General features: G+C 43.1%; 21 protein-coding genes and 1 pseudogene. 21 read left to right on the forward strand and 1 reads right to left on the reverse strand.

All coding sequences use genetic code 11. The features are described 5' to 3' along the window. The first annotated feature begins 430 nt into the window (after positions 1-430). The 10 genes from CYL18_RS16885 to rsmI all read left to right on the forward strand — a co-directional run bounded on the left by CYL18_RS16885 (position 431) and on the right by rsmI (position 7496). A complete protein-coding gene (locus CYL18_RS16885; RefSeq protein WP_104850671.1) occupies positions 431-646 on the forward strand; it encodes a sigma factor G inhibitor Gin in 216 nt (71 codons plus the stop codon). 121 nt (positions 647-767) lie between these two features. Continuing rightward, positions 768-2216, forward strand: a complete 1449-nt coding sequence (locus CYL18_RS16890) for an aminotransferase class I/II-fold pyridoxal phosphate-dependent enzyme (protein WP_104850672.1) — start codon at positions 768-770, stop codon at positions 2214-2216. 49 nt (positions 2217-2265) lie between these two features. Then, positions 2266-2904: a dTMP kinase gene (gene tmk, locus CYL18_RS16895; protein ID WP_104850673.1), complete on the forward strand. Its 639-nt coding sequence runs from the start codon at positions 2266-2268 to the stop codon at positions 2902-2904. A 109-nt stretch (positions 2905-3013) separates the two neighbouring features. Next, positions 3014-3343 (forward strand): cyclic-di-AMP receptor, encoded by a 330-nt coding sequence (locus CYL18_RS16900; protein ID WP_104850674.1) that lies wholly within the window; start codon positions 3014-3016, stop codon positions 3341-3343. 24 nt (positions 3344-3367) lie between these two features. Next, positions 3368-4372: a DNA polymerase III subunit delta' gene (gene holB, locus CYL18_RS16905; protein ID WP_104850675.1), complete on the forward strand. Its 1005-nt coding sequence runs from the start codon at positions 3368-3370 to the stop codon at positions 4370-4372. Then, positions 4365-5192 carry a PSP1 domain-containing protein gene (locus CYL18_RS16910; RefSeq protein ID WP_104850676.1) on the forward strand — a complete coding sequence of 276 codons (828 nt, stop codon included), beginning with the start codon at positions 4365-4367 and terminating at the stop codon, positions 5190-5192. The genes holB and CYL18_RS16910 overlap by 8 nt, the downstream gene beginning before the upstream one ends. Positions 5193-5208: 16 nt before the next feature. Then, positions 5209-5562, forward strand: a complete 354-nt coding sequence (gene yabA, locus CYL18_RS16915; RefSeq protein WP_104850677.1) for a DNA replication initiation control protein YabA — start codon at positions 5209-5211, stop codon at positions 5560-5562. A gap of 75 nt (positions 5563-5637) precedes the next feature. Then, positions 5638-6372, forward strand: coding sequence for a tRNA1(Val) (adenine(37)-N6)-methyltransferase (locus CYL18_RS16920; RefSeq protein ID WP_201741307.1), 735 nt, complete (start codon positions 5638-5640; stop codon positions 6370-6372). Continuing rightward, positions 6362-6646, forward strand: coding sequence for a GIY-YIG nuclease family protein (locus CYL18_RS16925; RefSeq protein ID WP_104850679.1), 285 nt, complete (start codon positions 6362-6364; stop codon positions 6644-6646). The genes CYL18_RS16920 and CYL18_RS16925 overlap by 11 nt, the downstream gene beginning before the upstream one ends. Beyond that, positions 6624-7496: a 16S rRNA (cytidine(1402)-2'-O)-methyltransferase gene (gene rsmI, locus CYL18_RS16930; protein WP_104850680.1), complete on the forward strand. Its 873-nt coding sequence runs from the start codon at positions 6624-6626 to the stop codon at positions 7494-7496. Before CYL18_RS16925 ends, rsmI begins: the two co-directional genes overlap by 23 nt. A 39-nt stretch (positions 7497-7535) precedes the next feature. Here rsmI and CYL18_RS16935 read toward each other — a convergent pair whose 3' ends face one another. Further along, positions 7536-7820 carry an AbrB/MazE/SpoVT family DNA-binding domain-containing protein gene (locus CYL18_RS16935; protein ID WP_104850681.1) on the reverse strand — a complete coding sequence of 95 codons (285 nt, stop codon included), beginning with the start codon at positions 7818-7820 and terminating at the stop codon, positions 7536-7538. Positions 7821-8323: 503 nt separating this feature from the next. On the opposite strand from CYL18_RS16935, the pseudogene metG reads away from it, so the two are divergent. The 11 genes and pseudogenes from metG to spoVG form a co-directional block, all read left to right on the forward strand. Then, positions 8324-10297 (forward strand): annotated as a pseudogene (gene metG / locus CYL18_RS16940) (methionine--tRNA ligase); the annotation flags it as partial. A 131-nt stretch (positions 10298-10428) separates the two neighbouring features. Continuing rightward, on the forward strand, positions 10429-11193 hold the full coding sequence (locus CYL18_RS16945) for a TatD family hydrolase (RefSeq protein ID WP_104850683.1): 765 nt from the start codon (positions 10429-10431) through the stop codon (positions 11191-11193). A gap of 149 nt (positions 11194-11342) precedes the next feature. Further along, the gene (locus tag CYL18_RS16950; protein ID WP_236636510.1) at positions 11343-12548 is read left to right on the forward strand and encodes a G5 and 3D domain-containing protein; all 1206 of its coding nucleotides are present in this window, start codon (positions 11343-11345) and stop codon (positions 12546-12548) included. 160 nt (positions 12549-12708) lie between these two features. Beyond that, positions 12709-13269 carry a ribonuclease M5 gene (gene rnmV / locus CYL18_RS16955; RefSeq protein WP_104850718.1) on the forward strand — a complete coding sequence of 187 codons (561 nt, stop codon included), beginning with the start codon at positions 12709-12711 and terminating at the stop codon, positions 13267-13269. Then, complete coding sequence (gene rsmA, locus CYL18_RS16960; protein WP_104850684.1) at positions 13262-14155, forward strand: 16S rRNA (adenine(1518)-N(6)/adenine(1519)-N(6))-dimethyltransferase RsmA; 894 nt, start codon at positions 13262-13264, stop codon at positions 14153-14155. Before rnmV ends, rsmA begins: the two co-directional genes overlap by 8 nt. 128 nt (positions 14156-14283) lie before the next feature. Next, a complete protein-coding gene (yabG, locus tag CYL18_RS16965) occupies positions 14284-15180 on the forward strand; it encodes a sporulation peptidase YabG (RefSeq protein WP_104850685.1) in 897 nt (298 codons plus the stop codon). A 223-nt stretch (positions 15181-15403) separates the two neighbouring features. Then, positions 15404-15661 carry a biofilm formation stimulator Veg gene (gene veg, locus CYL18_RS16970; RefSeq protein WP_049672614.1) on the forward strand — a complete coding sequence of 86 codons (258 nt, stop codon included), beginning with the start codon at positions 15404-15406 and terminating at the stop codon, positions 15659-15661. A 112-nt stretch (positions 15662-15773) separates the two neighbouring features. Next, a complete protein-coding gene (locus CYL18_RS16975; protein ID WP_104850686.1) occupies positions 15774-15950 on the forward strand; it encodes a small, acid-soluble spore protein, alpha/beta type in 177 nt (58 codons plus the stop codon). A 189-nt stretch (positions 15951-16139) separates the two neighbouring features. Next, a complete protein-coding gene (ispE, locus tag CYL18_RS16980) occupies positions 16140-17009 on the forward strand; it encodes a 4-(cytidine 5'-diphospho)-2-C-methyl-D-erythritol kinase (RefSeq protein WP_104850687.1) in 870 nt (289 codons plus the stop codon). 54 nt (positions 17010-17063) lie between these two features. Then, positions 17064-17894: a pur operon repressor gene (gene purR / locus CYL18_RS16985; RefSeq protein WP_104850688.1), complete on the forward strand. Its 831-nt coding sequence runs from the start codon at positions 17064-17066 to the stop codon at positions 17892-17894. A gap of 154 nt (positions 17895-18048) precedes the next feature. Then, positions 18049-18342: a septation regulator SpoVG gene (gene spoVG, locus CYL18_RS16990; protein ID WP_049672611.1), complete on the forward strand. Its 294-nt coding sequence runs from the start codon at positions 18049-18051 to the stop codon at positions 18340-18342. The last annotated feature ends 154 nt before the right edge of the window (positions 18343-18496 follow it).

Raw genomic sequence — 18496 nt, forward strand, 5'->3', positions numbered from 1 at the left:
CACGGAAGTTAAGCTCGCGCGCCGATGGTAGTTGGGGCCGCGCGTCCCCTGTGAGAGTAGGACGTTGCCGGGCAAGCAAAACCAGTTCAGTTTTGAGCTGGTTTTTTTGTGTGTAAAAATCTCGATAGAGATGGATTTTTTAAAGAAGAAAAAAGAAGCTCGCCTAGCTGACAGCAAGCCTCTCCGAGTAGAGAGAAGCAAAGAGGTTAAACGATATAATTGATTCATCTCTAAACTTAATGCCTAATCACATTCAAAGCAGCCTGCAGCTTGTCATGTTCTCAGAGCTCTCAAACTTTATATGTTGGCCGCTAATTAAGACATACAACGTATTCATCATCTAGGCATACAATAAATTACATAACCAATTCAAAATTGTGTATACAATAACTTGCCAGTGGTGATACTAGGAGTAGCGGGAGGTGTAATTATGGCAATTTTTGATGCGGCCGGTAAGGATTTTAAGCAGCTAGGAGATAAATGCTGTATTTGTGAGAGGGAAAAATCAGAAGGTCTACATCTTTATATTGGATATATTTGTGCAGAATGTGAGAAGGCTATTGTTCATACTGATACGAGCGATCCTATTTACCAAGAATATGTTGAGAAACTGCGCAAAAATAATATTTCAAGCATTTTTACGTGATGAATCCCAAAGCCGTTACTTGAATGGAATAGACGGAAAAACTTATAATGGTTAAAAGCACAGGCCCCTTCTTTGGATGGAGCCTTTTTATATGGCTGATATAAGAAAGTAGTTGAAGGTAATGGAGAATATTAAAATTCCAATTCTTAATATGCTGAAGGATCATCAAGGGAAAAACCCCCTATCCTTACATGTGCCGGGTCATAAAGATGGGGATGTCATTCACCCCCTGACACCAACAGGCTTGCGTGAGGCGATGAGCTGGGATATGACGGAGCTGACAGGGCTTGATGATCTTCATAATCCAGAGGAGGGAATCATGGAAGCAGAGATTTTGCTTTCTTCCCTTTATCAGACAGATAAGAGTTATTTACTGGTAAATGGTTCAACGGTTGGGAACCTAGCAATGATTCTAGGGATCGTTCAGCCTGGAGATACAGTGCTCGTGCAGAAAAATTGTCATAAATCGATCATGAATGGGTTGGCGCTTGCAAGTGCAAAACCGATATTTCTTCATCCTGAGCTTGATTGTGAAGGGGTGGAAATAGGGCTTACTGACTCAGCTATTGAGGAGTATCTGCAGAAATATCCAGAAACAAAAGCCGTCATTTTGACATATCCAAATTATTATGGAATGGGAATGGAGCTTGAAGGAATCATTAAAGCAGCTCACCATTTGAAGATTCCTGTGCTCGTAGATGAGGCTCATGGCGCCCACTTTGCAGCAGGTGACCCATTTCCGCCATCTGCTCTCAGTAAGGGGGCTGATTTAGTTGTTCATTCGGCTCATAAGACGCTGCCTGCAATGACGATGGGTTCTTATTTACATATACAAGGAGAACTTGTCTCTGCCGAGCAGGTGGAACGCTATTTGAGGATACTCCAGTCCAGCAGTCCATCCTATCCAATTATGCTGTCGCTGGACTTAGCGAGAGCTTATCTTGAAGGCTACTGTGAGAAGGATAAAAGCTATCTATGCGAGCAGCTTCAATCTCTCAAGAGTTATCTCTCCGGTCATAAGCAGCTTGCGATATATGAATCGTCGAAGGCCGATTGGCATGATCCGCTGAAACTGCTGATTTGCCAAAAGGGCAATGTGTCAGGTTATGAGCTGCAGGCAAGGCTTGAAGATGTTGGCATTTATCCAGAGCTCTCCACTGAACGGTTCGTATTACTGGTTCTGCCGCTTCTGAAGGAAGGGCAAGGATCTTTTATCGAGAAGCTCATTAACCGGCTAGAATTAATGAAGTGGGATGGAGAAACCAAGCCGTTTTCCGAAACAGGCTCCTTTAAGGAGAGCGGCATATCCAATGAATCAAAGCATACAGAGCTTGCTTTATCATATGAAGAAATGGAGAAGTTAAATGTAAAAAGGCTCGACCTTTCTCATTCAATAGGGGAGATAGCTGCAGAGTCCATTATTCCTTATCCTCCTGGAATCCCGATTATTCAACGTGGAGAACGGATTACAGATGAGATGGTTTCCGCCTGCTTTAGACTAATGAGGAATAAGGTGAAAATCCAGGGAGGCTCCTGCTTAAAGGACGGACAAATCGAGGTCTTTGCATAATGGCTATGATATACTAGTTCTAGCGTACATAATATTGGAGGGTGCAACCTTGAAACGAGGAATATTTATCACGGTTGAGGGTCCTGAGGGAGCCGGGAAAACAACCATCATTACAAAAGTGGCAGAACAGCTGAAGAAAGAAGGCTATCGCATTATCCTGACGAGGGAGCCGGGAGGCATTCCGATTGCTGAGCAAATTCGCGAGGTTATTTTGAATCGCGGCAATACGGCAATGGACCCGCGCACTGAGGCGCTCCTTTATGCGGCAGCCCGCCGGCAGCATTTGATGGAGAAGGTCGTCCCGGCGCTTAATGAGGGTGCTATCGTTCTATGTGACCGCTTCGTGGACAGTTCCTTGGCTTACCAAGGATACGCTAGAGGCATCGGGGTCGATGAAATCTGGCAGATTAACCAGTTTGCGATTGAGGAGCTCATGCCAGAGCTAACATTATTTTTCATGATTGATCCGAAAAGAGGATTAGAGAGAATCGAGCAGCATAAGAATAGAGAAGTAAATAGGCTCGATGTTGAAGAGCTCAGCTTTCACCAAAAAGTGTATGATGGCTATCAATTATTGATGAGGAAAGATCCAGATCGTATCAAAGGGATTGATGCAGACCGGTCTGTTGAAGAAGTTTATGAAGAAACTCTTCATCAAATAAAGACAATTATTGACAAGAAACCTTAAAGCATGGCTTTAAGGTTTTATATTAATCTTATACAGGCTTTGGTATAATAAAAGATGACAACTTAGAGGAAACACATGAAAAGATTGATTCTTGATTGGGGGGTTCACCATGAAGCTTATTGTAGCGATAGTACAAGATAAGGATAGTGCGAAATTATTAAGTGATTTGGTTGACCATAATTTCCGTGCAACTAAGTTGGCTACGACAGGCGGATTTTTGAAATCCGGCAATACTACTTTTATGATTGGCACCGAGGAGATACGAGTCAATAAGGCTCTTGAAATCATTAAGAGGAATTGCCAGGCGAGGGAACAATACGTTGCTCCAGTCTCACCAATCGGGGGAAATGCGGATTCGTATATACCTTATCCAGTCGAAGTTGAGGTCGGAGGGGCAACCGTGTTTGTTTTGCCAGTGGATCAGTTCTATCATTTTTAGGATAAAGGATGAGAGGAAATAAGCATGATTGAAACATGGGAACAGCTATCAAACCAGCAGCCGAGAGCAGCAGCAATGCTTTTGAACAGCCTGAAAAAAGACAGAGTGGCACATGCCTATCTCTTTGAGGGAGAGCGTGGTACCGGCAAGCAGGATGCGAGTATGCTGCTTGCTAAGTCATTATTCTGCCTTGATTCAATTGATGGATATCTCCCATGCGGCATATGCGTAAACTGTAAGAAGATTGAGCATAGAAATCATGCAGATGTTCATATTATCGAGCCTGATGGACTTTCCATCAAGAAAGAGCAGATCAAAATGCTGCATGAGGAATTTCAGAAGAAAGCAGTAGAATCTCAGAAGAAAGTCTATATCATTACTCACTCGCATAAAATGACAGCTTCAGCAGCAAACAGCCTTCTGAAGTTCCTAGAGGAGCCGCATGCAGGCACAACCATCATCTTGCTGACAGATCAAATCCACAAGATGCTTTCCACGATTTTATCCAGATGCCAGACAATCTCTTTCACACCTTTGAATCCAGTAGAGCTGAGTAAGCAATTAATTCAGTCAGGGGTTCCGGCTAATAAGGCAAAATTAATTGCCAGTTTGACGAATAGTGTCGATGAAGGACTGGCTCTTCAGGAGGATGAGTGGTTTGCACAAGCCCAAAAGATAGTGGTAAAATTGTATGAAGCCATAAAAAATCCTGTGGATGGAATCATGGTCGTCCAAGAGGATTGGCTCCCTCATTTCAAAGAACGTGAGCAAATGGAAATGGGATTATTGCTTCTTTTGAATATATATAGAGACCTTCTTTACGTTCAGCTCGATAAGCCGGAGGAAATGGTTTATCAGGACAAGGAAGATCAGTTCCGCCAATTAGCTATTTTGCATACACAAAAGCAATTAGCCAATCAGATGAATGAAATACTGGAGGCTAAACGTAAGCTTTCGGCGAATATGAATCCACAGCTGTTAATGGAGCAGCTCGTGCTTAACCTTCAGGAGGGATTTACACTTGTATGATGTTGTAGGAGTCCGCTTTAAAAAAGCGGGTAAAATATATTATTTTGACCCAGGAGAGCTTGAGATAGCCAAGGATGAGTATATTATCGTAGAGACTGTCAGAGGCATAGAATTTGGAAAAGCTGTGATTCCGCGCAAGCAAGTGGGCGAAAATGATATAGTCCTTCCTTTAAAAAAGGTCATCCGGATTGCCGATGAGAAAGACCGCTATACTGTGGACGAGAATAGGGAAATCGCTCAGCAGGCATTTCAGATTTGCAGTGAAAAAGTAATTGAGCATCGGCTGGATATGAAGCTGGTTGATGTGGAGTATACCTTTGATCGCAATAAGGTGATTTTTTATTTTACAGCGGATGGACGAGTTGATTTTCGTGAGCTTGTGAAGGACTTGGCGGCCATCTTCCGTACAAGAATTGAACTAAGGCAAATCGGTGTGAGGGATGAGGCTAAAATGCTTGGCGGCATTGGCCCATGCGGCCGGATGCTTTGCTGTTCGACCTTCTTGGGAGATTTCGAGCCAGTCTCAATCAAAATGGCGAAAGACCAAAATCTATCACTTAATCCAACGAAGATCTCAGGATTGTGCGGTCGTCTCATGTGCTGCCTGAAATATGAGAATGATGAGTACGAAAGTGCGAAGGAACAACTTCCTGACCTTGGTGAGTATATTGATACACCGATGGGGAGAGGGAAGGTAATCGGACTGAATATCCTTGAGAAAATCATGCAGATTGAATTGCAAGGAAAAGAACGTGTTGTTGAATATACGCTGGATGAGATGATGGAGGAAGGCACCTTCACGATTCAAGCCACAGATTAATAAGGTGGTGGGTGTTATGAATAAAAAAGAAATATTCGATTCGGTCAGCAGCATGGAGGCCCAAATCGGCGATTTGTATAAGCAGCTTGGAGAATTGAAGCAGCATTTGGCTGAGATTCTAGAGGAAAATAATACACTCCAATTGGAGAATGAGAATGTTCGTCGCCGATTACTCGAGCTGGAAAAGACTAAACCAGCATCTGCTCAAAAGAAGCAGAAAAAGGGTACTAAGCCAATGGATATTGGAGAGGGCTATGACAATCTGGCAAGGCTGTATCAGGAAGGATTCCATATTTGCAATTTGCATTTTGGAAGTCCGCGTAAAGATGGAGATTGCCTGTTTTGCCTCTCATTTTTAAATAAGAAATAAAGATAGTCTTTCCTATCGATTAGGAAAGGCTATTTTTATAAAGGATATATGGTTAGGAGCGATACGTGTTTGAAAATGTTAAAAGATGATGAACGCTTGGATTATCTCTTGGGGGAACCGCTTCGGATCATTCAAAGCCCTAGTGTGTTCTCTTTTTCGCTGGATGCGGTTCTGCTTGCGAAATTTGTCTATGTACCGATTCAAAAAGGGAATCTGGTGGACCTTTGTGCCGGTAATGGTGTCATCCCGTTATTATTGAGCCGAAGGACAAAGGGACATATCCATGGGGTCGAAATTCAGGAGAGACTTCATGATATGGCCGAGAGGAGCGTTCAATACAATAATCTTTCTGAGCAGATCACCATGCATCATGAGGATTTGAACAAGATCCTCCCTGTGCTTGGACATGATAAGTATGATGTCGTCACATGCAATCCTCCCTACTTTCTGACACCAGCAAAAGAAATTCAAAATGATAATGAGCATTATGCTATCGCGAGGCATGAGATTATGTGCACATTAGAAGATGTCGTCAGAGTGAGCAGCCAGCTGCTGAAACAAGGTGGGAAAGCAGCTTTCGTTCACAGGCCGGGGAGATTGCTTGATATTTTGACGCTGATGAGAAAATACCGCATAGAGCCGAAGCGGCTTCAGTTCGTCTACCCAAAGGCTGGGCGTGAAGCAAATACCATTCTTGTAGAGGGAATCAAGGGTGGAAGCCCTGACTTAAAGCTTCTGCCGCCCCTAGTTGTTTATCAGGATAATAATGAATATACAGATGAGCTTAAGAAAATGATTGATGGAGAATAAAATGCATTATTTCTATGTGCTGGAATGCGCAGATGGCAGTTATTATGCTGGCTATACAAATAATATTGAGAAAAGAATCCAAACCCATAATGAAGGAAAAGGGGCTAAGTATACCCGGGCAAGGAGACCGGTTGTCCTGCGCTATTATGAGCAGTATGAAACAAAGACGGAGGCAATGCAGGCTGAATATCGCTTTAAGCAATTAAAGAGGCCTGAGAAGGAGCGGATCGTTCAAATAGGAGGTTATGGCATTGAAGAGTCAAAAGAGCTTTGAGCGGGAGCAGGAGCCTGCTTTATATTTAGTGCCGACGCCAATCGGCAATTTAGAGGATATGACATATCGGGCTGTCAGAATATTAAAGGAGGCGGATTGTATTGCGGCAGAGGATACCCGCAATACGAAGAAACTGTGTAATCATTTTGAGATACACACGCCGCTGATCAGCTATCATGAACATAACAGGCAGCAAAGCGGAGAGGCTATTCTTGAAAGACTCAGAAGCGGAAGCCGGGTTGCCTTAGTGAGTGATGCGGGCATGCCGGCGATTTCAGATCCGGGTTATGAGCTCGTGCAGGCTTGTATAGAAGAAGAGATACCCGTGGTGGCACTTCCAGGCGCAAATGCGGCTTTGACGGCTCTAATCGCATCAGGGATTGCCCCTCAGCCCTTTTACTTCTACGGCTTCCTGAACAGGAGCCGCAAGGAGAAGAAAAAGGAGCTTGAAGAGCTGCGTAAAAAGGACGGGGCACTCATCTTTTATGAATCTCCCCATCGATTAAAGGAGACGCTTGCGCTTCTTCATGAATATCTTGGAGACAGGCCAATCGTCCTCGCACGTGAGCTGACGAAAAGGTTTGAGGAATACATCCGCGGCACGATTTCAGAAGCGCTCGAGTGGGCAAGCACACAGGAGGTTCGCGGAGAATTCGTTTTGGTCGTTGAAGGCTCAAATGAAGTGGAAGAGGAAGCTGTATGGTGGGAGGATGTAAGTCTTAAGGAGCATGTAGACCACTATGTGGGTGAAGGATTGAAGCCCAATGATGCCATTAAACAGGTAGCTAAGGAACGAAACATTCCAAAAAGGGAAGTATATCAGGCCTATCATATAGACATAATGAAATAAGCAATATAAAAAAGCTCCCCGTTTTGGGAAGCTTTTTTATTAATTTGTTACATGAAGGCTTTCTTGAATTTCTTTAAGGAGTTGTTCAGCACCTTCGCGGCTAAGGATGAGTTTGCCGTCTGCTAATGTGAAGTTGCTGTCAGATACTTCACCTGTTACTTGGCAAGTCATGTTTGGTTTGTATTTTTTGAGGATGATGCGCTCATCATCAACATAAATTTCAAGGGCATCTTTCTCAGCAATTCCGAGAGTACGGCGAAGTTCAATCGGAATAACCACCCGGCCAAGTTCATCTACTTTACGTACAATACCAGTGGATTTCATAACAATACTCCTCTCATAGAATAATATTTTTTTAATAAAATTCGTCATTATTCGACAAAATTTAATGATGTTATCATAATACCAAGCATTCCCAAAACCGTCAATGTTTTTAGTTCTTAAGGCAATGGTACTTTATGGGCAAATTGGATTATATATAGATAAAATAAGGCTAAAAACGCTTACATTTTCCTTATATATTCCAGTTGTTGAATTTTTTACACAAAGAATTGTGAGGTGAATTATAAAAAATTTTGAACAAACTAATTTTTTTCGACATAATTCCTGTAAGAAATCCTATAAAAATATTATATTGAAATATTTATTTAGGACAGTTTGTATAATTGTCAAAGACAATGTTTACCATTTACCTTGAGGGAATTTTTTTTCTGAAAGAGATTGAAGGGTTCCTCTGTATAAAAAATCAAGGAATTCCTTTATAATGTTACTATTATGTCTAATGTACTTATGAGTAAGAGGACGTTGTTGGCAGCGCCTTTAAGGAGTGGAAAAAATTGAAGGAAAAATTAAATACGTTTTACATTACGACCCCAATCTATTATCCAAGTGGAAATCTTCACATTGGTCATGCATATACGACTGTAGCTGGTGATGCTATGGCCCGCTACAAAAGAATGCGCGGGTTCGATGTCATGTACTTAACTGGTACGGATGAACATGGGCAGAAGATTCAGCAGAAAGCGGAAGAACAAGGAATCAGCCCTCAGGAATATGTGGACGGCATGATTCGTGACATCAAGATTCTATGGAAGAAGCTTGATATCTCTTATGATGATTTCATCCGTACCACGGAGGATCGACATAAAGTAGTGGTTGAGAAGATTTTTAAGCAATTATTGGACCAAGGCGATATTTATCTTGATGAATATGAAGGCTGGTACTGCACCCCTTGTGAATCCTTCTTCACAGATCGCCAGGTTGAGGACGGCAATTGCCCGGATTGCGGACGGCCGGTTGAGAAGGTTAAGGAAGAATCCTACTTCTTCAAGATGAGCAAATATGCAGACAGACTTTTGCAATTCTATGAAGAAAACCCAGATTTCATCCAGCCAGAGTCCCGCAAAAATGAAATGATTAATAACTTCTTGAAGCCGGGTCTAGAGGATTTGGCCGTTTCGAGAACAACATTTGATTGGGGAATTAAAGTGCCAGGCAATCCGAAGCATGTCATTTATGTGTGGATTGATGCATTGACAAACTATATCACGGCGCTCGGCTATGGTACAGAGGATAATTCTAAATATATGAATTACTGGCCGGCCGATGTCCATCTTGTCGGAAAGGAAATTGTCCGCTTCCATACGATTTATTGGCCAATCATGCTGATGGCGCTTGATCTTCCCCTTCCGAAGAAGGTATTCGCGCATGGCTGGCTATTAATGAAAGATGGCAAGATGTCCAAGTCCAAGGGCAATGTCGTGGACCCGGTTACTTTGATTGACCGTTATGGCCTTGATTCATTGCGTTACTATCTATTGCGTGAGGTACCATTTGGAGCGGATGGCGTATTCACTCCAGAAGGATTTGTCGAACGAGTGAATTTCGACCTTGCGAATGACCTGGGCAATCTATTGAACCGTACTGTTGCGATGATCAATAAATACTTTGATGGCAAGATTCCAGCTTATAGAGGATCTGAGCGTGAATTCGATCAGCAATTGCTGCAAGCGAATATTGAAACGGTTGAAAAGTATGAGGAGGCAATGGAGAATATGCAGTTCTCAGTAGCATTGTCTACCCTTTGGCAGCTCGTCAGCCGCACGAATAAATATATTGATGAGACACAGCCTTGGGCGCTTGCGAAGGATGAGGAGAAAGTCGATGAACTGGCATCTGTCATGACTCACTTAGCTGAGTCCTTACGAAGAGTAGCCATCATGCTGAAGCCATTCCTTACAGAGTCTCCGAAGAAAATTTTTGAACAGCTGAACTGTGAGCAAGAGTCCATGCAGACATGGGAAAGTCTTGAAAGCTTCGGTCTGACCTCAGAGGACTTAACCGTGAAAAAAGGGAATCCAATCTTCCCTCGCCTCGATATTGAGGAAGAGGTTGCCTATATTAAAGAATCCATGCAGGGCGCGGCTCCTCAGCCTGCCCAAGAGGAAAAAAAGGCGGCTCAAGAGGTACCGGAATCAGAGGAAATCACGATTGATGACTTCAAGAAGGTGGAGCTAAGGGTAGCTCAGGTTATCAGTGCTGAGCCCGTTCCGAAGGCAGATAAATTGTTGAAGCTTCAATTGGATTTAGGCTATGAGCAGCGTCAGGTTGTTTCCGGAATTGCGCAATATTACAAACCGGAGGAACTAGAAGGCAAGAAGGTCATTTGTGTGACCAACCTGAAGCCGGTTAAGCTGCGCGGTGTTCTGTCGCAAGGAATGATTCTTGCGGGCAGCGAGGATGGTCAGCTGGCACTCGCTTCTATCGCAGAATCCTTGCCAAATGGAGCACAGGTTAAATAAGAATTGAAAAATAAGTGAAGGGGATGTTACATGTGAAACATCCCTTTCTTTTTATGCAGGTTTAATGCCGGCTTTAATCGTTAGGAGATTGGGTAAGAGAAAATGAGACTATGCTAAGAAGGGGCGAAACAATGTTATTTGATACACATGTCCATTTAAATGATGATCAATTTGCTGATGATCTCGAGGAGGTCATTGAAAGAGCCCGGCTGAATGGGGTTGAGCGCGTCGTGGTTGTCGGTTTTGATGAGAAGACGATTAAGCGCGCGATGGAGCTGATTGATACATATGATTTTATGTATGCAGCGATAGGATGGCATCCGGTTGATGCCATTGATTTGACGGACAGCTATCTTGACTGGATTGAAGAATTGACCGCCCATCCGAAGGTCGTAGCTATTGGGGAGATTGGACTCGATTATCATTGGGACAAGTCTCCGAAGGATGTCCAGCAAGCTGTGTTTCGCCGTCAAATACAATTGGCGAAGAAGCTTGACCTTCCGATTATCATTCATAACCGCGAGGCAACAGAGGATGTTGTGACCATCCTTGAAGAGGAAGGAGCAGCAGAGGTTGGGGGAATCATGCATTGCTTTAGCGGCAGTCCTGAAACAGCGAAACGTTGCCTTGATATGAATTTTTATATTTCACTCGGCGGACCAGTTACGTTTAAAAATGCCGTGAAGCCGAAAGAAGTGGCAAAAGAGGTGCCGCTAGACCGTCTCCTCATCGAGACGGATTGCCCTTATTTAGCACCGCATCCATATCGCGGGAAACGGAATGAGCCAAGTTATGTGAAGCTAGTTGCTGAACAAATTGCTGATTTGAAGGAGCTTTCCTTTGATGAGGTTGCAAGGGCGACAACGGAAAACGCAAACCGATTATTTAGAATTTAATATGGCCTATGAACGAGGATCCAGACATTTTGTATGGATCCTCGTTTTTGTATGTAAAATTGCCGTTTTATGATTACAAAATGTGGATGAGTTGACAATATTATCTGAATATCTATATAATTCATTCACAGTGAAAAGGGGGAGTTTTCGTGATTCAAAGCATGAAAAACCTATTTTCCAGGCCGAGACGAACGCCAAGAACTTTATTGATTATAGCAAGTGCAGCTGTTTTTATTTTAGCAACAGGTATTATATTTTATGAGAGCACGAAAAAAACAGTGGCCTTGAGCCTGGATGGGAAAAAGCAAATGGTCAATACCCATGCTGACACCATTAATGAACTGCTAGAAGAATTAGATGTTGAGGTAGGCAAAGAGGATTATCTTAGTCTTGCAAAGGGAACTGAAATTAGCGATGACTTGGAAGTTGTATGGACTCCTGCTGTAGAGGTGGAGCTAACAATCGACCGGAAGACAACTTCCGTATGGACGCTTTCTGATACGGTTGGTGAATTCATGAAGGAAGAAGGCATACAGCTCCGAGCAGAGGACAAGGTATCCGAGGGAATGGATAAAACGATCGAAGAGGGTATGAATATCAAAATTGAAAAGGCATTCCCCATTGTCCTAAAGGTAGGAAACAAGGAACGGGAAGTATGGTCAACTTCGACCACGGTCGCTGACCTTTTAAAAAGTGAGAAGGTAAGCGTAAAAGAGTTAGACCGGGTCAGTCCGGAATTATCTGATCGTTTGACAGGCAAAACTGCTGTCACTGTAACGAAGGTAGAAAAGGTCACCGATGTGGTGGAAGAACCAATCAATTATGAAATCATCAGCCGAAAGGATTCATCCTTGGAAAAGGGCAAAGAGAGAGTCATAACTGAGGGCCAAAAAGGTTTAATCAGCAAGACGTATGAATTAACAAAGGAAAATGGCAAAATCGTTTCTAAGGAACTAATATCAGAGGAAACAGTCGAGGAAAAGATCGACCAAGTTGTTGCAGTAGGTACAAAGGAAAAGAGAGCAGCTGTAAAAAAGGTGTCTGCATCTTCATCCTCATCATCCACAGATGAGTATTATGTCACCGCAACGGCCTATACGAGCGGCTGCAATGGTTGTTCCGGCAAAACTGCAACAGGGATTAATCTGCGTGCTAACCCAAATGCTAAGGTCATAGCGGTAGATCCTAGCTTTATTCCACTGGGTACGAAGGTGTACATAGAGGGGTATGGATATGCGACAGCAGCTGATACTGGCGGTGCCGTGAGCGGAAAGAAAATTGACGTCTTTGTGCCATCGGCGGCAGATGCATACAATTGGGGCGTGAAGACAGTCAAAATTAAGGTGTTTCGTTAGGTAATTGATAATATTTATACAGAGGATTTCTGTCCTCTGTTTTTTTGCGTTATAATAAGCAGGATTGCTGCTAGAAATTATGATGTTACATTTATATTACAAAAATATCATGAATATATCAAATATTAAATAAGAGAAAAAGATGCTTTTTGGAGGGAAAATGAAAATTAAGGAAATTATTGTGGTGGAAGGAAAGGATGACACGGTCGCAATCAAGCGGGCACTTGATGCTGATACAATAGAAACGAACGGTTCAGCCATCAATGAAGAGACACTTGAGAAAATACGCCTTGCCCAAAAGGTGCGCGGTGTCATTGTCTTTACGGACCCTGATTTTCCAGGGGAGCGGATTCGCCATATCATCACGCAAAACGTACCAGGCTGCCAGCACGCCTTTTTACCGAAGCATCTGGCCATCCATAAGACAGGAAAAGGGCTTGGGGTGGAGCATGCAACACCTGAGGCCATAAGGGAAGCCCTGTCGAATGCAAAGCAGATGGAACATGAGCAAGAAGAGATCATAAGTAAAGAGGATTTACTGATGTTTGGCCTCATTGGAGGAAAAGAAGCAGCGGATAAGAGAGAAAGATTAGGAAAACACTTGAATATCGGGTACGCTAATGGAAAGCAGTTATATGCGCGTCTGAAGATGTTCGGGATTACGAAGGAAGAGTTTCTACAGGCAATTGAACATATAAATGGAGTGGAATCAAATGAATAAAGATATTGCAACGCCTATTAAAACGAGGCAAATATTAGAGAAGTACGGATTCTCCTTTAAGAAGAGTCTTGGGCAGAACTTCTTGATTGACACGAATATTCTCCGAAACATCGTTCATCACGCCCAAGTGACGGAGGAAAGCGGAGCTATAGAGATTGGACCAGGAATAGGTGCGCTGACTGAGCAATTGGCCAAGTTATGCAAAAAGGTTGTTGCCTTTGAGATTGACCAAAGGCTTTTGCCTATCTTAGCAGATACCTTATCCGATTACGACAATGTAAAGGTCATCCATGAAGATATTTTGAAGGCAGATGTTGCTGGCGTCATTGAGGAAGAGTTTGCAGGCAAGGTAAGGGATTTGCACGTCGTAGCCAATCTCCCGTATTATGTGACAACACCGATTATCATGAAACTGCTTGAGGAGAAACTGCCGCTTAGCGGAATTACGGTCATGCTTCAAAAGGAAGTGGCTGACCGGATGGCTGCAAAACCAGGCTCTAAGGAATATGGATCCCTGTCAATTGCTGTTCAATATTACACAGAGGCTTCAGTGGCTATGATCGTGCCTAAAACAGTCTTTGTTCCGCAGCCCAATGTAGATTCTGCTGTTATTCACCTGGCTATAAGGGAAAAGCCGGCAGTAGATGTAATCGATGAGTCATTTTTCTTTATGGTTACAAGGGCAAGCTTCGCACAACGCCGTAAGACTATACTTAATAATCTTTCCTCACAGCTTCCGGAAGGAAAGAGCAAGAAGGAGATTATTTTGAAAAGTCTTGAGGAAAGCGGAATCGAACCTGGAAGAAGAGGGGAAACACTCTCTCTTGAAGAATTTGCTGTCTTAAGCAATCATCTTCTGCCACACTTCAGGCAGAGCAACGAATAAGGATAATGTTAGGCCCGGCTTTTAGAAAGCCGGGCTTTTCTTTGTTTCACGTAAATGTCCCATGCTGCATAGCCTATGAAGAAACCATTGGTTACGATATGGTCACCATAGTGTGGAGTGAGGCTTTCATGGTAAAGATAAATGATATCGTCGGCCGAAAGTCATATGAATGCGATATATATTTCCGCGTCATTGATCTGCGAATCCAGCGGGGCAGGGAGACAGCTATTCTGTATGGGGAAGACATCCGGCTTGTTGCTGATGCCCCGCTTGATGACCTCGAGCCTATCGGAGAGATGAAGCGCGCTGAGCGGGAATTGAGCACGAGTATGCTCGTCGACCAATCCAATCATTTGATATCCCAGGAATTTGAGCGGATGCGCCATAAAAAAGAGTATGAATGCACGGAAGGTTACCGGCATCAATCAGATTATTTCCAAATACCCGGAAAGGTGCTGCACTTGGATGGAGATCCTATGTATTTAAAGAAATGCTTAGAGCTCTATCAGCAGATCGGAATTCCCGTTCATGGGGTCCATTGCCGGGAAAAGGAGATGCCCTATAAGATTGGGGAATTGCTTGAAACATACAGACCAGATATTCTCGTCATTACTGGTCATGATTCCTATTCAAAAACAAAAGGGACCGTTGATGATATCCGTGCTTATAGACATTCGAAGGATTTTGTCTTGACTGTCAAGGAAGCGCGCAAGAAGGTTCATCATCTTGATCAGCTTGTGATTTTCGCAGGGGCCTGCCAGTCTCACTTTGAGTCATTGATTGTAGCGGGCGCGAATTTTGCCAGCTCCCCTTCACGCGTCAATATCCATGCTTTAGATCCGGTATATATCGTCGCAAAGGTAAGTTATACGTCCTTTATGGATCAAATCAATGTTTGGGATGTTGTGAGAAATACGCTGACAGGCGAACGAGGCCTGGGCGGAGTGGAATCAAGAGGAGCCTTGCGCATCGGAATGCCATTTAACCAGAAAGAAGACGAGGACCTTCCTGAAAACGAATCATAATAAATGAGCTGCCTGAATAAGAAGGCGGCTTATTTTTTTTTGCTTGATTTGTTAATAACATACATATGTGGATGTCGAACGGGGTATGATAAAGGAGAGAAAAAGAGAAATTTTTGTATTGAAAAACGTTGACAAACAAATTTAATCACTGATATAATTTATTATTTTGTTTGACCGTCATTTGGAAATGTGCTATACTATATTTTAGTGAGGTGGACGAAGCATGCCAAAAAGTTTGACTGATATTAAACAAATTTTGGATTCCCATTTGGGACAGAAGTTGCTACTCAAGGCGAATGGCGGTAGAAGAAAAACTATCGAGCGTTCGGGTGTATTAGCTGAGACTTATCCTTCGGTGTTCGTTGTCGAATTAGATCAGGATGAGAACTCCTTCGAGAGAGTATCCTACAGCTATGCAGACGTTTTAACGGAAACAGTGGAATTAACCTTTACTGAAGAGACATCAGGAAAAATGGCTTAAACGGCAGTGGACAAGAGTCCGCTGCTTTTTTACTATATTTTAGCGAGTATAAAGATGACCAAGCAGACAAAAGGTAAGAGGGCCGCACCTGAATAGAAAGGGGCTGTTCCTATTGGGCAGAAGAAGAAGTATGATGTCTGAACAATTTAAAGAAGAGCTTGCGAAGGAACTCGGGTTTTGGGATGTTGTACAGAAAGAAGGATGGGGAGGCATTAAAGCTTCTGATGCGGGAAATATGGTCAAGCGGGCCATACAAATCGCTGAGGAGCAATTGGCTAACCGGTCATAAGGGAATACCTTAATACCTGTTCACTTCTAAAACAAACTGGTTTGGTGCGGTGATTTCAGCCCCTTGGGATTTATACATCCTAAGGGGCTTTTCTATTCGGGAAATAAAAATTTATGCGAATAGTGGCGATTGATGCGATGAAAATGTACAATGTGAGAAGGTAACAAAAGGATGAAGTAGGTGAACAGGATGAAATGGATGGAGAAAGCACCTGCTAAGATTAACTTGGCGCTGGATGTTTTATATAAGCGAGAGGATGGTTTTCACGAAGTAGAGATGGTGATGACCAATGTTGATTTGGCTGATCGTATCGAGCTTGCAGAGCGAAGCGGAAATACAATCAGGATCAATTCACATAATCGCTTTGTACCGGATGATAGCAGAAATTTAGCCTATCAGGCTGCAGATTTGCTAAAGAGGCGTTTCTCAATCAATACAGGTGTAGATATAACAATTGATAAGCAGGTGCCGGTTGCTGCTGGTCTAGCTGGCGGCAGCAGTGATGCGGCAGCTACTTTGAGAGGCTTAAACAAGATGTGGGGGCTCGGATTGTCTCGGAATGAATTGGCCGAGATTGGTTCAGAGATTGGTTCAGACGTGGCCTTTTGTGTGCATGGCGGGACAGCCATTGCAAGAGGGCGCGGGGAGAAGATTGAACATTTGCCTTCTCCTCCAAGCTGCTGGGTCATCTTAGCTAAGCCGACGATTGGCGTTTCAACGGCTGATGTGTACCGCAATCTAAAAGTCAATGAAGTGGAGCATCCAAACATACAGCATATGGTGCAGGCAATTTATAATCATGACTATGATGGAATGTGCAATCATATGGGGAATGTGCTAGAAAGCGTGACATTATCCATGTATCCGGAAGTGCGTATGATCAAGGAGCAAATGAGCCGCTTTGGAGCAGATGCCGTTTTGATGAGTGGAAGCGGACCTACCGTTTTTGGCCTTGTTGAGCATGATTCCAGAATGCAGCGGGTTTATAACGGACTAAGGGGATTTTGTGACAATGTCTTTGCGGTACGATTGTTGGGAAACCGGAACGAGGTTGAATAAACACGTACAATCGGGTAAAATTACATTAAATTATTCGTGTGGTGGAGGGTATATATGAAATTACGCAGGAGTGAACGTTTGGTAGATATGACTACCTATTTGATGGCTCACCCTTCAACGCTCATACCGCTTTCCTATTTTTCCGAACAATATCAGTCCGCTAAGTCCTCTATTAGTGAAGATTTGGGGATCATTAAGGAAACTCTTGAATTAAAAGGGAAAGGAACTATTTTGACGGTTCCCGGCGCAGCTGGCGGTGTAAAATACATTCCTAATGTAGGGGTTGAAGAGGCGGCTCAATTTATTAATGAGCTGTGTGAGATGATGGAAACGCCAGAAAGGCTTTTGCCTGGAGGCTATCTTTATATGACCGACATATTGGGCCAGCCGCGGCTTGTGGATAATGTCGGAAGGCTTATTGCTTCCCGTTATCGCAATCATCCTATTGATATCGTCATGACAGTGGCGACAAAGGGAATTCCGATTGCCTATGCAGTGGCTCGTTATTTAAACGTGCCGGTTGTTATCGTTCGCCGTGACTCACTTGTCACAGAAGGTTCAACAATCAGCATTAATTATGTCTCAGGTTCAACCAAGCGCATTCAGACAATGGTCCTCTCCAAAAGGAGTTTGCCGAAAGAGGCAAACGTATTAATTGTAGATGACTTTATGAAGGCGGGCGGGACTGTTAATGGAATGGTTAATCTGCTTGAGGAATTTGAGGCAAAGGTAGCGGGCATTGCCGTTTTGGTAGAAGCAGAGCAAGCAGAAGAGCGATTGGTGGAAGATTATTTATCCTTGATGAAGTTATCTGATGTAAATGTCAGAGAAAAAATGATTAAGGTAGATAAAGGGAACTTTTTTGCAGCACCATCTGAATCCTAATAGAATATGCCTTTTATAGAGTGGATTCGCTAACCTTATTTTTACTAACCTAAAATTTTCATCTAATTTTTGAATATTTTTCAAAATAAAGAAGGAAAAATGATAGTTTTGTGGAAATAGTTAGTAATTCGCTTTTATAAAAGGTGGTGACATTATGGAAGTTACTGACGTAAGATTGCGCCGTGTAAACACGGATGGAAGGATGAGAGCGATTGCATCGATCACATTGGATAATGAATTCGTTGTCCATGACATTCGAGTAATTGATGGCAATAATGGATTGTTCGTTGCTATGCCAAGCAAACGCACACCAGATGGAGAATTCCGTGATATTGCTCATCCAATCAATTCTGGTACACGCGGAAAGATTCAGGAAGCTGTTCTCGCCGAATATCATCGTGTAGGTGATGTTGAAGAGGTAGAACTAGAAGGAGCGGGAGCATCCTAATTAAAGAGAGAAAATTAGAAGTATACATCTAAGAGCCGACCATCTGAGAGGCTCTTTTTTATGTTCCTGCAAACTCCCCACTCATTTACCCCGTTCATAAACTCCAGAAATAAATTGTCAGTTTTGACCTCCCTTCTTGAAAAGAATAACTAGT

The sequence above is a fragment of the Pradoshia eiseniae genome, assembly GCF_002946355.1.
Taxonomy (GTDB): Bacteria; Bacillota; Bacilli; order Bacillales; family Pradoshiaceae; genus Pradoshia; species Pradoshia eiseniae.

Bases quoted from the DNA above. Each gene is read 5' to 3' on its own strand.
- CYL18_RS16885 (WP_104850671.1), top strand. From the start codon at position 431: ATGGCAATTTTTGATGCGGCCGGTAAGGATTTTAAGCAGCTAGGAGAT.
- CYL18_RS16890 (WP_104850672.1), top strand. From the start codon at position 768: ATGGAGAATATTAAAATTCCAATTCTTAATATGCTGAAGGATCATCAA.
- CYL18_RS16900 (WP_104850674.1), top strand. From the start codon at position 3,014: ATGAAGCTTATTGTAGCGATAGTACAAGATAAGGATAGTGCGAAATTA.
- holB (WP_104850675.1), top strand. From the start codon at position 3,368: ATGATTGAAACATGGGAACAGCTATCAAACCAGCAGCCGAGAGCAGCA.
- yabA (WP_104850677.1), top strand. From the start codon at position 5,209: ATGAATAAAAAAGAAATATTCGATTCGGTCAGCAGCATGGAGGCCCAA.
- CYL18_RS16920 (WP_201741307.1), top strand. From the start codon at position 5,638: ATGTTAAAAGATGATGAACGCTTGGATTATCTCTTGGGGGAACCGCTT.
- CYL18_RS16925 (WP_104850679.1), top strand. From the start codon at position 6,362: ATGGAGAATAAAATGCATTATTTCTATGTGCTGGAATGCGCAGATGGC.
- CYL18_RS16935 (WP_104850681.1), bottom strand. From the start codon at position 7,820: ATGAAATCCACTGGTATTGTACGTAAAGTAGATGAACTTGGCCGGGTG.
- CYL18_RS16945 (WP_104850683.1), top strand. From the start codon at position 10,429: ATGTTATTTGATACACATGTCCATTTAAATGATGATCAATTTGCTGAT.
- rnmV (WP_104850718.1), top strand. From the start codon at position 12,709: ATGAAAATTAAGGAAATTATTGTGGTGGAAGGAAAGGATGACACGGTC.
- rsmA (WP_104850684.1), top strand. From the start codon at position 13,262: ATGAATAAAGATATTGCAACGCCTATTAAAACGAGGCAAATATTAGAG.
- yabG (WP_104850685.1), top strand. From the start codon at position 14,284: ATGGTAAAGATAAATGATATCGTCGGCCGAAAGTCATATGAATGCGAT.
- veg (WP_049672614.1), top strand. From the start codon at position 15,404: ATGCCAAAAAGTTTGACTGATATTAAACAAATTTTGGATTCCCATTTG.
- ispE (WP_104850687.1), top strand. From the start codon at position 16,140: ATGAAATGGATGGAGAAAGCACCTGCTAAGATTAACTTGGCGCTGGAT.
- purR (WP_104850688.1), top strand. From the start codon at position 17,064: ATGAAATTACGCAGGAGTGAACGTTTGGTAGATATGACTACCTATTTG.
- spoVG (WP_049672611.1), top strand. From the start codon at position 18,049: ATGGAAGTTACTGACGTAAGATTGCGCCGTGTAAACACGGATGGAAGG.